We start from the raw sequence: 13,267 nt of genomic DNA, 5'->3' as shown, positions 1-13,267 counted from the left end.
GTATCCCACGACGGTGAGTGTCGTCGTGACACTCGAACCGGGCAAGCCTACCGCATGGACGGGCGGGCCCCGGACACCGTCAGAGACCGACCCACTCCGACGTGCCGTCGGTGAATGCCTGCCGCTTCCAGATCGGCACCTCACGCTTGATGCGTTCGACCAGTTCCGCGCAGGTCGCGAACGCTTCCGCGCGGTGCGGGGCCGCGACCGCCGCGACCAGGGCGAGGTCGCCGATGGTGAGATCGCCCACTCGGTGCACCGCGGCGACCGGCAGGCCGGATTCGGCGGCCACCTGCGCGCAGCAGTTGCGCAGGAACGTCTCTGCCTCCGGATGCGCCTGGTATTCCAGGGCGGTCACGGACTGCCCGCCGTCGTGATTGCGGACGACGCCGGTGAACACGACGACGGCGCCGTGCTCGGGTCCGGCGACCGCGGCATCCACCGCTACCGGGTCGAGCGGCTCCGACGAAATCCGAGCCAGCAGTTCACTCATGGGCCCCGCCTCCCGAAACCTGCGCGAGAAGATGATCGAGGATCGGCTCGAGCGCAGCGAGCCCGTCCTTCACTCCGCCCGGCGACCCGGGCATGTTCACCACCACGGTACGACCGGCCAGCCCGGCGACGCCGCGCGAGAGCACCGCGTGCGGGGTGACCTCGAGACCGCGACGCCGGATCGAGTCGGCGACGCCGGGCAGTTCCCGATCGAGCACGGCCAGCGTCGCTTCCGGGGTCGCATCGGTCGGGGAGGCGCCGGTTCCGCCGGTGCTCAGGACCAGCGCGGGCGCGCCGGAGAGCGCGTCGGCCAGCCCCTCGGCGATCCGCGCATCCGGGTAGACGAGCGGTCCGCGCACCGTGAATCCGCGGTCGGTCAGCCACCGGACGATCACGGGCCCGGTGGTGTCCTCGCGGGTGCCGGCCGCGACACCCGTCGACGACACGAGCACCACCGCGGAGCGGTCCGGTGTCGCCACCGCCGAGCGGTCCTGCGTCGCTCCAGCTTCCGGACCGGATTCGTCGTCGCGGGTCCAGTGTCCGCGTTTGCCGCCGTCCTTCGAGATCAGCCGCACCCCGTTCATCACGGCGGCCGGGTCGACAGCCTTGACCATGTCGTGCAGGGTCAGGCCCGCCACCGCGACCGCGGTCAGCGCTTCCATCTCGACGCCGGTGGGGCCCTTGGTTTTCGCGGTCGCCTCCACGGTGATCGAGGTGTCGGTGAATCCGAACGACACCTTCACCGACGACAACGCCAACTGGTGACACAGCGGGATGAGTTCCCAGGTGCGTTTGGCGGCAGCGATTCCCGCGATCCGCGCGGTCGCGAGGACGTCGGCCTTGGGCATGTCGTCGGCCCGCACCAGCGCCACGACCTCGGGGGTCGTGACCAGTTCGCCGGCCGCGACCGCGACCCGGGTGGTGTCGGCCTTGGCGGAGACGTCGACCATGCGGGCGCGGCCCTGGTCGTCGAGATGACTCAGATCGCTCACAGCGGAAGCGCTTTCACGAGATCTCCGGCGCGGAGAGAGGTGGTGTCCGCCGCGACGTCGAGCAGCACGTCGGCGCCCGACATTCCGGCGATGAGGTGCGACCCGGGTCCGGACACGACGGTCACACCGTCACCGTCGCGGCGGCCCCGGAAGAACTGACGTTTGCCCGCGACCGAGGTCAGATCGGCGGTGAGCGGCAGCATCACCGGATCGATCGGGGGCAGGCCCGCGGCGGCGCGCAGCAACGGCCGGGCGAACATCTCGAACGAGACGAGCGCACTGACCGGGTTGCCGGGGAACGCCAGAACCGGAACCCCGTCGACGATCGCGGTGCCCTGGGGACCGCCGGGCTGCATCGCCACCGATACGAACTCGCCGCCGCGCGGGCCGAGCACGTCCTTGACGACCTCGAAATCGCCCTGGGAGACGCCACCGGAGGTGAACACGACCTCGGCGACGGAGGCGGCGTGTGCGATCTTCGCGGCGAACTCCTCCGCGTCGTCGTCGCTGTGGTCGACGGACACCACGTCCGCGCCGTTGGCGAGCGCGCTGGCCGCCAGGGCAGGCCCGTTGGAATTGAAGATCTTCCCGGGCCCGAGGTCGGTGCCGCCGACGACCAGTTCGCTGCCGGTGGAGATCACCGCGACCTGCGGCAGGGCGCGCACCGGAACCGCGGTCACCCCGACCGCGGCGAGCGCGGCGATATGCCGGGCCGCGATGAGCTGCCCGGCGGGCAGCAACTCGGCCCCGGCCGCGATGTCGCTGCCGCGTTCGCGCACATAGGTGCCGGCCCCGACTGATCGGTGCACGGTGACGGTGGCCGTTCCCCCGTCGACGGAGCTGTCGGTGTCCTCGACAGGCACGACCGCGTCCGCGCCGTCCGGGATCGGGGCGCCGGTCATGATCTTGCGGGCGGTGCCCGCCTCGTGGACGGAATTCCCGTCGCCGGCGGCGAGCACACCGCGCACCGGCAGCGTCACCGGCACGGTCGCGACCGCGGCGGCGTCGACCGCGTAGCCGTCCATCTGGGAATTGCGGAAAGCGGGCAGGTCGATGGGTGCGTAGATCGGTTCGGCGAGCACTCGATTCAGTGCACGGGCGAGCGGAACCCGCACCGCCGGCCTGGTTCGCAGCGACGCCAGTAGCGCCGCGACGTGCTCCACGTGTTCCTCCACGGACCGCCTGCCGCCTGTCATGCCCGCAATCCTAGGCATACCGGGCCGGTCGGCAATCGCTGCGACCGTCCGACGCGCGGGCATGGACATCGTTCCCGGCGCCGATCATGCGCCGCAGCGTCTCCCTCCGGGAATCGGCCCGGAACGGCATACTGGCGTCATGGCGGCGGTGATCACATGACGACGATCGATGTGGGGATTCCGTCCGTGCGGGTTGCCACGGACGACGTGTCCGATCGTCCCGACACCCCGGAACTGGTGGACCGCTTCGGTCGCGTGGCCCGGGACCTGCGCGTGTCGATCACGGAGAAGTGCTCCCTGCGCTGCACGTACTGCATGCCGGAGGAGGGACTGCCCGCGATTCCGCGCGAGAACCTGCTCACGGCGGCCGAGATCGCCCGGCTCGTCGGGATCGGTGTTCACCTGCTCGGAATCGAGGAGGTCCGCTTCACCGGCGGTGAACCGCTGATGCGCCGGGACCTCGAGGAGATCGTGGCCGGCTGCGCCGCAGTCGCGCCGGGAACCCCGCTGGCGGTGACCACCAACGCGGTCGGTCTCGCGCACCGCGCTGCCGGGCTGGCCGAGGCGGGCCTGACCCGGGTGAACATCTCCCTCGACACCGTCGATCGCGACCATTTCACGCGGCTCACGCGCCGCGACCGCCTCGACTCGGTGCTCGCCGGAATCCGGGCCGCGAACACCGCGGGGTTCTCCCGCGTCAAGATCAACGCGGTGCTCATGCCCGACACGCTCGTCGGTGCCGTCGATCTGCTGCAGTGGTGCCTCGACGAGAATGTCGAGCTGCGGTTCATCGAGGAGATGCCCCTCGACGCGGACCACGCGTGGGCGCGGGACAACATGGTCACCGCGCAGCGTCTGCTCGACGTCCTCGGCGAACGGTTCGAACTCACCGAATCCGGTCGGGAGGATCCGTCCGCCCCGGCGGAGCGGTGGCTTGTGAACGGCGGTCCCGCCACGGTCGGTGTGATCGCTTCGGTGACCCGGTCGTTCTGCTCGGACTGCGACCGCACCCGCATCACCTCCGAGGGAACGGTGCGGTCCTGCCTGTTCAGCGACACCGAAACCGACCTGCGTGCGGCATTGCGCGGCGGGGCGAGCGACGAGGAACTCGCCGCGGTGTGGCGTGGCGCGATGTGGAACAAGTGGGCCGGGCACGGCATCGACGCGGCGGACTTCGCTCCGCCGCAACGCAGCATGGGAGCTATCGGTGGGTGATCAGGTGACCGGCATCGAGGTGCGGTACTTCGCGGCGGCCGTCGACGCGGCGGGCCGCGAGAAGGAAACCGTCGAACTGGCTCCGCCGGCGGATCTGGGTGCGTTGAAGGCGGCGTTGATCGAGCGGCACGGTCCCGGCATGGAACGGGTGCTGACGGTGGCGGCGTTCCTCGTCGGGGCCGGCCCGGACGCCGAACTCACCCGTGACCTCACCCGCCCGGCGGGGGACCGGGTCGACGTGCTTCCCCCGTTCGCCGGCGGATAGCGACCGTTTCGTCAGTGCCGTGGCTGTTCCGCGAGCCACTGTGCGAACGTGATCGCGCCGTCACGGTGCTCGGGAACGAGGTTCTCCCCGGCACGCCAGAATCGGCCGAGACCACCGGGGATCCGGATCGGGGCGACCACCCCGCGGACTCCGGCCGCACTCTTCCACTGCCGGACGATGTCGTGCATGGGCAGGATCTCCGGTCCGCCGACGACCTCCGGTGCCTGCGCCACACCGTCGGTGATGTCGGCGAGCGCAGGCGCGTCGGTCGCGTCGGCGAGGGCGCGCGCGACGTCCCGCACGTCGATCGGCTGAAAGGCAGTGTGCGTGAACGCCGGGAGTAGTCCGACCCGCGCGGCCGGAGCGCACAGCATCGGCACGAAACTGTGGAACTGGGTGGCCCGCACGATCCGGGTGTCGAGGCGGGCGGCCCGGTACCGCCGTTCCTGCTCGGCCTTGGCGCGGTAATAGGCCAGGGGACCGCGGTCGACGTTCACGATCGACAGCAGCACCGTCCGCGCGACGCCGACGGCCTCGGCCGCGGCGAGTAGATTCGCCGCGCCGGTGGTCAGCACGGGCCGCGCCCGGCGTGACTTGCCGTCGGTGGTGTCGACGACGACGTCCACGCCGGCGAGTGCGTCGGCCAGACCGGAACCGGAGACCAGGTCGGCCGCGACCGGATGCGATCCCGGGACCGGGGTGCCGCCGTGGCGGCTCAGTACTCGCACGTCGTGCCCGCGGCCGAGCAGTTCCGCCACCGCGGCCCGCCCGGCCTCACCGGTGCCCCCGGCCACCAGGACCGTCGTCATTTTTCGTCCCCCTCCGTGGTCGATCGTCGTCGGCGCGTGCCGGGTCCGTCAGCGCCACCAGGTGTCGTACGGCGTGACCGGGACGGCGCGCTTGTGCCGGGTGTTGCGGAACGTCTGCTCCAGCTTGGCGGCCAGGTCCTCGGTGACCGGCTTGCCTTCGAGGTAGTCGTCGATCTCGGCGTAGGTCATGCCGAGCGCCACCTCGTCGGGCAGGGCCGGGCGGTCGTCCTCGAGATCGGCGGTGGGAACCTTCTTCCACGTGCTCTCCGGTGCGCCGAGTGCGCGCAGCAGCTCCGCACCCTGACGCTTGGTCAGCCCTGTCAGGGGGGTGAGATCGACGCCGCCGTCGCCGAACTTCGTGAAGAACCCGGTGACGGCCTCGGCGGCGTGGTCGGTTCCGACGACGAGATAGCCGAGTTCCCCGGCGATCGCGTACTGCAGCATCATTCGCTCGCGGGCCTTGATGTTGCCGCGCACGAAGTCGCGCAGCCGGGTGCTTTCCCCGAAGATCTCCGCGAGTGCCTGGCCGGCCTCGGCGGCGCTCGCGTCGGCGCCGGGCTTGACGTTGACCCGCAGCGACCGGTCCGGCCGGATGAAGTCGAGCGCGACCTGCGCGTCGTGCTCGTCGGCCTGTTCACCGTAGGGCAGGCGCACCGCGACGAATTCGACGTCGTAGTGCTCGGCGCGCAGTTCCTCGACGGCGAGCTGCGTCAGCCGGCCCGCCAGCGTGCTGTCCTGGCCGCCGCTGATGCCGAGGACGAAACCTTTCGTGAGCGTGCTGCGCAGGTAGTCCTTGAGGAAGTCCACCCGCGACCGGATCTCGGCCTGTGGGTCGATGGTCGGCTTGACGCCGAGTTCTTCGATGATCTGGGCGCGAACGGTCGTCATTCGGAAAACCCTAGCGGTGTCGTTGCGGTGCCGCGCGCGGATATCCCGGGTCGCGGGCAGACTCGGTGCGGTGAGCAGCGACGGTGTCTTCCGCAAACACGGGCCGGGTGCGCACCGGGATTTCTACCGTGCCGAGGCGGCCGGTCTGGCCTGGCTGGCGCGGGCGGGGATGCCGGTGCCGCGGGTGTACCGCGTCGACGCCGGGTCCATCGAACTCGAGCGGATCACCGAGACGGCGCCGGATGCCGCGCCAGCCCGGGCGTTCGGTGCGCGCCTGGCGGCCGTGTACGACGCCGGGGCGGACGGATTCGGATGCGCACCAGAGGGTTTCGACGGGCAGATCTTCATCGGTCGGCGGCCGATGAGCAGCACGGTGCATGCGGGCTGGGGGGAGTTCTACGCGATCGAACGCGTCCTGCCGTTCCTGCGGATCGCGGTCGACGCCGGCCACGTCACCTCGCGACAGCTGCCCGACATCGAACGGGCGTGCACGCTCGTCGCATCCGGGGTCTTCGACGACGGCGAAGCCCCGGCCCGGCTGCACGGCGACCTGTGGAACGGCAACGTGCTGTGGGCTGCCGGTGGGGTCGTCGTGATCGATCCCGCGGCGCACGGCGGGCACCGCGAAACCGATCTCGCGATGCTCGCGCTGTTCGGCTGCCCGTATCTCGACGACGTGCTCGCCGGATACGACTCGGCGCATCCACTGCGGCCCGGGTGGCGCGATCGGGTGCCGCTGCACCAACTGCATCCGTTGGCGGTGTACGCCGCAGGATACGGTTCCGGGTACGGGCGGGCGCTGCACCGGGCGGCGCTCGCGACCCTCGACATCGGAGAACGCACGTGAACGGGATTCTTGTCGTCGCCGCCACGAAGAGCGAGGCCGCGCACGTGCCGAAGCGCTACGAGACGGTGATCACCGACATCGGGAAGATCGCCGCGGCGGTCGCGGTGACCGAGGCGCTGGCGGCGTTTCCGCCGGACGCACGACCGCTGGTCGTCAACATCGGTACCGCCGGCGCGCTGCATTCGCACCACGGGGGCCTGTACGTGCCGTCGACGGCGATCAACCACGACATCAGCAGCGAGATCCTGCGCACACTCGGACATCCCGTGCAGGATGTGCTCGAGCTGCCGGACGGCGACGGCTCGGTGCTGGCCACCGGTGACGCGTTCGTCTCCGACGCCGAGGTGCGCGATGCGCTCGCGGCCCGCGCCGACCTCGTCGACATGGAGGGGTTCGCGATCGCATTCGCTGCCGCCCGCATGGGCGCGCGGTGCCGGCTCGTCAAGCACGTGAGCGATCACGCCGACGAGTCCGCGCTGGACTGGCCGGCGCGGGTCGACGAGAGCGCCCGGATCCTCGCGACATGGTTGACCGACCGCTACTGAGCGGCTACCTGGCGGTGAAACCCAGCCCGTCCACACCGTTCGGGGCGGTGATCCGCATCGTCGCGGCGTCGATCTCGTAGGTGGTCTCGCCGGCCAGTACCGCCAGGACGTGGTTCTCGATCGCCGTGACCTCGGGGTCCGGGCATGCCATCCGCGTCGTGCCGAGCGGGCCGAATGTCAGGGTGCCGTCGCCGACCTGCGCGGTCCCGGTGAACCGGTTGCATCCGGTGCTGCCGCTGACCGACCCGCTCTCCGAGACGGTCAGGGTCGGGGCGGACGTCTCGAGGGCAGTCGATGTGGTGCTCGCGTCCGCGGTGTACAGGGTGGTGGCGACCCATTCGGTCCCGGTCAGGGGCCGGTCCGGGTCGACGATCTTCTTGTCGGTGAGCGAGACGGTCACCGCGTCGCCGGTGAGGGTGAGCACGTCGCCGTCCACGGACCATTGCGGGTCGGCGTAGAACAGTCCGCTCAGCCAGGCGTCGGCGCCGTCCTTCGGCGGTGGGCAGGCCATCATCGTGCTCGCCAGACGATCGGTGCGCATCACACCGTCCGCGAGATCCACGTCGCCGACGGCCCGATTGCAGCCGGCGGTCGCCGCGATCCGGCCCGGCTGCGGGAACTCGACGACGAGCGGGCCGTCGCCGGGGATGGGGGTGCCGGTGACCTCGGTGGAAACGAACGTGCGGCCGATCAGGGCGGCTGGGTCCGCCGCCCCCGCCGCGGCGTCCGCACCCTCGTCGCTGCTGCACGCGGTCGCGATGACGGTGAGGGCAAGTGCGGCAAGAACTCCGAAGGCGCGGATCATGCGGTCACAGTACGGTGCGGCCGTCCGTCGTGGGTGGGGTTGCAACGCGACGCACCAGATCGGACCAGTTGTCGGCGAGCCGGTCGAGGGTGTAGCCGAGATTGCGCCACTGGTGCAGCACCAGGGTGGCCTCCAGAGACGCCATCAGCGAATGCGCCAGCAGTGGCAGGTCGCCGCCGACGTCCGCGGCCCGTAGCAGTGCCTCGATGTGGGTGTGGGTGACCGCGCGGGCGGGTACGTCGAACCTGTTCGAACTCGATGCCTCGGCCGCGCGCAGCAACTCGCCCTGCACCTCGACGAGTGCGATGCGAGCACGGCCGAACGCGATGAGCCGGTCGACGGGATCGGCGCCGGGGCCGAGCGGGGGCGGGCCGGTCATGAACGCTTCCTGGAATTCGCGTTCGGTGTGGTCGAGCAGCGCTTGCATCAGGCCGCCACGCGATCCGAAACGGCGGAACACGGTGCCCTTGCCGACGCCGGCGCGGGCCGCGACGGCTTCCATCGTCACGGCGTCGACGCCGCGTTCGCCGACGAGGAGGGTCGCGGCGTCCAGGAGAAGCCGGCGGTTGCGGGCGGCATCGCAGCGTTCGGCGGTGTGCGCGTCGTCCGCCCGGGGCAGGGGGATGGTGTTCACGAGATCACAATAGCGCCCCGGGAATGAAAGTGGACCACGGTCCGTTTATGCTGTCGTGGGTATCCGCCCACCCCACACCAACAAAGGATGACCCATGTCCCAGACGCGCATTCTCGCTCTCGTCGGCAGCCTCCGCTCCGCCTCCGTCAACCGTCAGCTCGCCGAGACCGCGACCGAACTCGCGCCCGAGGGCGCCGAGGTCGTCATCTACGAAGGCCTGGCCGAGGTTCCCTTCTACAACGAGGACATCGACGGCGACAACGCACCGGCCGCCGCGGTCGCGCTCCGCGAAGCCGGCGCCGCAGCCGCCGCCGTGGTGCTGTTCACCCCCGAGTACAACGGCACCCTCCCGGCCGTGCTCAAGAACGCCATCGACTGGCTGTCCCGCCCGTACGGCGCGGGTGCCATCGCCGGCAAGCCCGTCGCGGTCGTCAGCGCCTCCCCGAGCAGCAACGCCGCCAAGTGGGCGCTCGAGGACGCCGTCAAGGCCGTGGGCATCGCCGGCGGCAAGATCGTCGAGGACAGCTCGCTGTCCGTCGGCCAGACCATCGGCAAGTTCGGTGAAGGTCACCCGAGGGAGCACGCCGAGACCGCCGGCCGGCTCACCGAGGTCCTCGTCAAGCTGGTCGCCGCCGACAAGGCGCTCGTCGACGCCTGACACCCCTTCCACGCTCCCGCGGGCCCCGCATCGCCACCGTGATGCGGGGCCGCGTCGTTCCCGGCACGAAGGCCGGATCGACCACCGGTGACGGGCCCGGCCGCGCCGGCAGCCCGGCCGCGTTTCCGGCCGCGAATAGCGGGAAACCCTCCGATGACACACACCGATCGGAGGGACCATGTCGAACGGCGCGGACCGCCCGGAGACCGACGGCCACCGGCACCCCGTCACCCTGCGGGTGGACGGCGACGAGCGGCGCATCGTCGTCGATGTGCGCACCACCCTTCTCGACGCCCTGCGCGACCGGCTCGGCTGCATGTCCGCGAAGAAGGGCTGCGACCATGGTCAGTGCGGCTCGTGCACGGTCCTGCTCGACTCACGCCGCGTCGTGACCTGCCTGGCGCTCGCGGTCGCGCACGACGGCGCCGACATCGTCACCGCCGCCGGACTCGCCGCACGGCGGCCACATCCGATGCAGGACGCGTTCGTCGACCACGACGCCTTCCAGTGCGGCTACTGCACGCCCGGCCAGATCTGTTCGGCGACAGGCATGCTCGCCGAATTCGATCGCGGCGATCCCAGTGCCGTCACCCCCAGCGCCGTCACCGCACCGGGCTGTTCACCCGAACTCGACGACGCCGAGATCCGGGAGCGGATGAGCGGGAACCTGTGCCGCTGCGCGGCATATCCCAACATCGTCGCTGCCGTGCGCAGCGTCGCCGCCGTCCGGGAGGCCCGGCCGTGAAACCCCTGCAATACACCCGCCCCGAGGATCCCGAGGCGGCTGTCGCCGTGATGCACTCCAGGCCCGACGGCGTGTACCTCGCCGGTGGGACGAACCTGGTCGATCATCTCAAACTCGGTGTCACCGCCCCGGGCCTGCTCGTCGACATTTCCCGCCTGCCGCTCGACGGGATCGAACCGACCGCGGACGGGGGAGTGCGGATCGGCGCCATCACATCCAATACTGACCTGGCGGTGCATCCGGCGATCCGCGAGCGATACCCCGCCCTGTCGCGAGCGCTCCTCTCCGGTGCATCCGCGCAGATCCGCAATGCCGCCACCGTCGGCGGAAACTTGCTCCAGCGCACCCGCTGCGTGTACTTCCGGGACGCGACCACGCCGTGCAACAAACGAGACCCCGGCAGCGGTTGCGCCGCGCTCGGTGGTTACAACCGCCAGCACGCCGTCCTCGGCGGCTCGGACCGATGTGTGGCCACGCATCCGTCCGACATGGCCGTGGCGATGGTCGCGCTCGATGCGGTCGTCGTGGTGCTCGGCGCGACGGGGGAGAGGCGGATCCCCCTCGAAGAGCTCTACCGGCTACCCGGTGACGAGCCGGAGACCGACACCGTCCTCGACCGCGACGACCTCGTCGTCGCCGTGGAACTGCCGCCCCCGCAGAACGCCGTCGCCGGCTACCGCAAGGTGCGCGACCGCGCGTCGTACGCGTTCGCGCTGGTGTCCGTCGCCGCCGATCTCACCGTCTCGGACGGCACGGTCACCGGTTGCCGCCTCGCCTACGGAGGCGTCGGAACCCGCCCGTGGCGTGCCCATCGCGCCGAGGAGGTCGTGCTCGGCAGCGCTCCCGACGACGCGACGTTCGCCGCGGCCGCGGCCGCCGAACTCGCCGCCGCCCGGCCTCTCGACGGCAACGCCTTCAAAGTGCCGCTGCTGTGCCGGACCAGTGTGGCGGTTCTGCGCGAGCTGACCGAACTCGCGACCCGGAAGGAGCGAACGTGACCACAGCGCACACGGTGATCGGAACCTCGACGGGGCGCGTCGACGGCCCGCAGAAGGTCGCGGGCACAGCGCCTTACGCATACGAACATCCGGTCGAGCACCCCGCCTACCTGGTTCCGCTGACGGCGGCCGTGGCGCGCGGAACGATCCGATCCATCGATACCGACGCGGCGCTGTCCGTACCCGGAGTCCTGACCGTCCTCACTCCGAAGAACGCGCCCCGGCTCGTCGAACCCGACAGCGGCGAGCACCGGGTGCTGCAGAGCTCCGACGTCGCCTTCCGCGGTCAGATCGTCGCCGCCGTCGTCGCCGAAACACCCGAGGTCGCGCAGCAGGCGTGCGACCTGATCGCCGTGGACTACGACGAGCAGCCGCACGATGCCGCATTCCGGGCCGACCATCCCGGCCGCTACCGGCCGGAGAAGGTCAACGGCGGGTTCCCGCCGGACACCGCGCGCGGCGACGTCGGCTCGGCCCTCGCGCGCGCCGACGTGGTCGTCGACGAAACGTACTCCACCCCCGAGGAACACAACAATCCGCTCGAACCCCACACCGCGGTCGCGGTGTGGGCCGACGACCGGCTCACCGTCTACGACTCGACCCAGCACCCGCACGGCGTCGCCGCCGTGCTCGCGTCCGCACTGGGCATCGAGAAGGACCGGATCCGGGTGGTCGCGCCCTATGTCGGCGGCGGATTCGGGTCCAAGGGTGGGCCGCACGCGCACGACGTGCTCACCGCGATGGCCGCGCGGAAGTTGCCCGGCCGCGCCGTGAAGTTCGCGGTGCCGCGCCGCGACATGTTCTGCTACGTCGGCTACCGCGCGCCGACCGTGTCTCGGGTGCGGCTCGCCGCGGACCGCGACGGCCGTCTCGCCGCGATCGCCCACGACTGCGTCGTGCAGTCCTCCCACGTCGACGAATTCGTCGAGCAGGCCGCGGTTCCCGCGCGCATCATGTACGCCACCGACAACCTGTACACCACCCACCGCGCTGTCGCCCTCGACGTGCCGGCCCCCTTCTGGATGCGCGCACCCGGCGAGGCGCCGGGGATGTTCGCGCTCGAGGTCGCCCTCGACGAACTCGCCCACCGGTGCGCGTTGGACCCCATCGAACTGCGCGTACGCAACGAACCGGAAGTCGATCCCGAGTCCGGGAAACCCTGGTCGTCGCGGCGTTTGATCGAGTGCCTGCGCGAAGGCGGCCGCAGGTTCGGCTGGGATCCCGCCGACCGCGAACCCGGAATCCGGCGCGACGGCCGCTGGCTCGTCGGGACCGGCGTCGCCTCCGCGACCTACCCGCACATGGTCAGCCCCGGATCGGAGGTCGCCGTCCGATATCTCGGTGACGGCCGCTTCTCCGTGCGCACCGGGGCCGCCGACATCGGGACCGGCGCCTGGACGGCACTGACCCTCGTCGCCGCCGACGCGCTCGGCTGCCGCCCCGGGGACGTCGACGTCGAAATCGGCGACACCGCCCTGCCGAACGCGACGGTTGCGGGCGGGTCGTCCGGCACGTCGTCGTGGGGCAGCGCGATCGTTGCGGCGGCGGACGAGTTCCGCAAGAGACACGGCGACAACCCCGAACCGGGCGCCGAGGCGAGCGCGACCGCCGACAGGAATCCGGCGCTCGAGCACTACAGCATCCATTCGTTCGGTGCGCACTTCGCCGAGGTCCGGGTCGACGTCGACACCGGTGAGATCCGGGTGCCCCGGATGTTCGGGATGTTCTCGGTGGGGCGGGTCGTCAACCCGCGTACCGCCCGCTCGCAGCTGATCGGCGGCATGAGCTTCGGGATCTCGATGGCGCTGTTCGAGGAGAGCGTCCGTGATGCGCGGCTCGGCCACGTCGTCAACCACGATCTCGCCGAGTATCTGGTCCCGACCCACGCGGACATCGGAGACGTCGACGCCGGGTGGCTCGACGAGGACGATCGGCACGCCACCCCGATGGGGTCGCGCGGGGTCGGGGAGATCGGCATCGTCGGCAGCGCCGCCGCGGTCGTCAACGCGCTCTGGCACGCGACGGGTGTGAGGGTGCGGTCGCTGCCGGTGCGACTCGACGATCTGCTCCCCGCGCTGCCCTGAGTTCACGCCCCCTCCCGAACGTGTCGGTGGGCTGCGCCACACTGTGCTCGAACGCGTCTCGAGGTGTGGTGGATCCCACACTGTGACGGACGGC

Annotated in this window: 15 protein-coding genes; 8 read left to right on the top strand and 7 right to left on the bottom strand. The window is 71.0% G+C overall.

Going from position 1 to position 13,267, the window contains the following annotated elements:
* Positions 1-79 precede the first annotated feature (79 nt).
* Genes RZ1_RS10105 through RZ1_RS10095 form a run of 3 tightly spaced genes read right to left on the bottom strand, consistent with a single transcriptional unit; the run spans position 80 to position 2,680 of the window.
* Entirely contained in the window at positions 80-493 is a 414-nt protein-coding gene (locus RZ1_RS10105) for a molybdenum cofactor biosynthesis protein MoaE (protein ID WP_072811457.1), read from the bottom strand.
* Complete coding sequence (gene moaCB / locus RZ1_RS10100; RefSeq protein ID WP_072811455.1) at positions 486-1,484, bottom strand: bifunctional molybdenum cofactor biosynthesis protein MoaC/MoaB; 999 nt, start codon at positions 1,482-1,484, stop codon at positions 486-488. The genes RZ1_RS10105 and moaCB overlap by 8 nt, the downstream gene beginning before the upstream one ends.
* On the bottom strand, positions 1,481-2,680 hold the full coding sequence (locus RZ1_RS10095) for a molybdopterin molybdotransferase MoeA (RefSeq protein ID WP_072811453.1): 1,200 nt from the start codon (positions 2,678-2,680) through the stop codon (positions 1,481-1,483). Before RZ1_RS10095 ends, moaCB begins: the two co-directional genes overlap by 4 nt.
* 156 nt (positions 2,681-2,836) lie before the next feature.
* Between RZ1_RS10095 and moaA the strand changes: the two genes are divergently transcribed.
* Both moaA and RZ1_RS10085 read left to right on the top strand, forming a co-directional pair.
* Positions 2,837-3,895, top strand: coding sequence for a GTP 3',8-cyclase MoaA (gene moaA, locus RZ1_RS10090; protein WP_072811451.1), 1,059 nt, complete (start codon positions 2,837-2,839; stop codon positions 3,893-3,895).
* On the top strand, positions 3,888-4,160 hold the full coding sequence (locus tag RZ1_RS10085) for a MoaD/ThiS family protein (RefSeq protein WP_072811449.1): 273 nt from the start codon (positions 3,888-3,890) through the stop codon (positions 4,158-4,160). Before moaA ends, RZ1_RS10085 begins: the two co-directional genes overlap by 8 nt.
* 11 nt (positions 4,161-4,171) lie before the next feature.
* On the opposite strand, the gene RZ1_RS10080 is transcribed toward RZ1_RS10085, so the two are convergent.
* Complete coding sequence (locus RZ1_RS10080) at positions 4,172-4,969, bottom strand: SDR family oxidoreductase (RefSeq protein WP_072811447.1); 798 nt, start codon at positions 4,967-4,969, stop codon at positions 4,172-4,174.
* 48 nt (positions 4,970-5,017) lie between these two features.
* Positions 5,018-5,857 carry an NAD(+) synthase gene (nadE, locus tag RZ1_RS10075; RefSeq protein WP_072811445.1) on the bottom strand — a complete coding sequence of 280 codons (840 nt, stop codon included), beginning with the start codon at positions 5,855-5,857 and terminating at the stop codon, positions 5,018-5,020.
* 70 nt (positions 5,858-5,927) lie between these two features.
* Between nadE and RZ1_RS10070 the strand changes: the two genes are divergently transcribed.
* Together RZ1_RS10070 and RZ1_RS10065 are read left to right on the top strand one after the other, a co-directional pair.
* The gene (locus RZ1_RS10070; protein WP_072811444.1) at positions 5,928-6,704 is read left to right on the top strand and encodes a fructosamine kinase family protein; all 777 of its coding nucleotides are present in this window, start codon (positions 5,928-5,930) and stop codon (positions 6,702-6,704) included.
* The gene (locus RZ1_RS10065) at positions 6,701-7,249 is read left to right on the top strand and encodes a nucleosidase (protein ID WP_072811442.1); all 549 of its coding nucleotides are present in this window, start codon (positions 6,701-6,703) and stop codon (positions 7,247-7,249) included. The genes RZ1_RS10070 and RZ1_RS10065 overlap by 4 nt, the downstream gene beginning before the upstream one ends.
* 4 nt (positions 7,250-7,253) lie before the next feature.
* Here the strand turns inward: RZ1_RS10065 and RZ1_RS10060 are convergent, their stop codons facing one another.
* On the bottom strand, positions 7,254-8,054 hold the full coding sequence (locus RZ1_RS10060; protein WP_072811441.1) for an META domain-containing protein: 801 nt from the start codon (positions 8,052-8,054) through the stop codon (positions 7,254-7,256).
* Positions 8,055-8,058: 4 nt separating this feature from the next.
* Positions 8,059-8,688, bottom strand: a complete 630-nt coding sequence (locus RZ1_RS10055; RefSeq protein WP_072811439.1) for a TetR/AcrR family transcriptional regulator — start codon at positions 8,686-8,688, stop codon at positions 8,059-8,061.
* 94 nt (positions 8,689-8,782) lie between these two features.
* Between RZ1_RS10055 and RZ1_RS10050 the strand changes: the two genes are divergently transcribed.
* The 4 genes from RZ1_RS10050 (at position 8,783) to RZ1_RS10035 (ending at position 13,173) form a co-directional block, all read left to right on the top strand.
* On the top strand, positions 8,783-9,346 hold the full coding sequence (locus RZ1_RS10050) for an NADPH-dependent FMN reductase (protein ID WP_072811437.1): 564 nt from the start codon (positions 8,783-8,785) through the stop codon (positions 9,344-9,346).
* Positions 9,347-9,524: 178 nt separating this feature from the next.
* Positions 9,525-10,091, top strand: a complete 567-nt coding sequence (locus RZ1_RS30925) for a (2Fe-2S)-binding protein (protein ID WP_072811435.1) — start codon at positions 9,525-9,527, stop codon at positions 10,089-10,091.
* Positions 10,088-11,089 carry an FAD binding domain-containing protein gene (locus tag RZ1_RS30920; RefSeq protein ID WP_072811433.1) on the top strand — a complete coding sequence of 334 codons (1,002 nt, stop codon included), beginning with the start codon at positions 10,088-10,090 and terminating at the stop codon, positions 11,087-11,089. The genes RZ1_RS30925 and RZ1_RS30920 overlap by 4 nt, the downstream gene beginning before the upstream one ends.
* The gene (locus RZ1_RS10035) at positions 11,086-13,173 is read left to right on the top strand and encodes a xanthine dehydrogenase family protein molybdopterin-binding subunit (RefSeq protein ID WP_072811432.1); all 2,088 of its coding nucleotides are present in this window, start codon (positions 11,086-11,088) and stop codon (positions 13,171-13,173) included. The genes RZ1_RS30920 and RZ1_RS10035 overlap by 4 nt, the downstream gene beginning before the upstream one ends.
* The last annotated feature ends 94 nt before the right edge of the window (positions 13,174-13,267 follow it).

The sequence above is a fragment of the Rhodococcus zopfii NBRC 100606 = JCM 9919 genome (genome assembly GCF_001895025.1).
In the GTDB taxonomy this organism is placed as follows: Bacteria; Actinomycetota; Actinomycetes; order Mycobacteriales; family Mycobacteriaceae; genus Rhodococcus; species Rhodococcus zopfii.
This window is presented reverse-complemented; position numbering and strand designations above follow the sequence as displayed.

Coding starts and splice junctions, on each gene's coding strand:
- RZ1_RS10105 (WP_072811457.1), bottom strand. CDS start 493: ATGAGTGAACTGCTGGCTCGGATTTCGTCGGAGCCGCTCGACCCGGTA.
- RZ1_RS10095 (WP_072811453.1), bottom strand. CDS start 2,680: ATGACAGGCGGCAGGCGGTCCGTGGAGGAACACGTGGAGCACGTCGCG.
- moaA (WP_072811451.1), top strand. CDS start 2,837: ATGACGACGATCGATGTGGGGATTCCGTCCGTGCGGGTTGCCACGGAC.
- RZ1_RS10080 (WP_072811447.1), bottom strand. CDS start 4,969: ATGACGACGGTCCTGGTGGCCGGGGGCACCGGTGAGGCCGGGCGGGCC.
- nadE (WP_072811445.1), bottom strand. CDS start 5,857: ATGACGACCGTTCGCGCCCAGATCATCGAAGAACTCGGCGTCAAGCCG.
- RZ1_RS10060 (WP_072811441.1), bottom strand. CDS start 8,054: ATGATCCGCGCCTTCGGAGTTCTTGCCGCACTTGCCCTCACCGTCATC.
- RZ1_RS10050 (WP_072811437.1), top strand. CDS start 8,783: ATGTCCCAGACGCGCATTCTCGCTCTCGTCGGCAGCCTCCGCTCCGCC.
- RZ1_RS30925 (WP_072811435.1), top strand. CDS start 9,525: ATGTCGAACGGCGCGGACCGCCCGGAGACCGACGGCCACCGGCACCCC.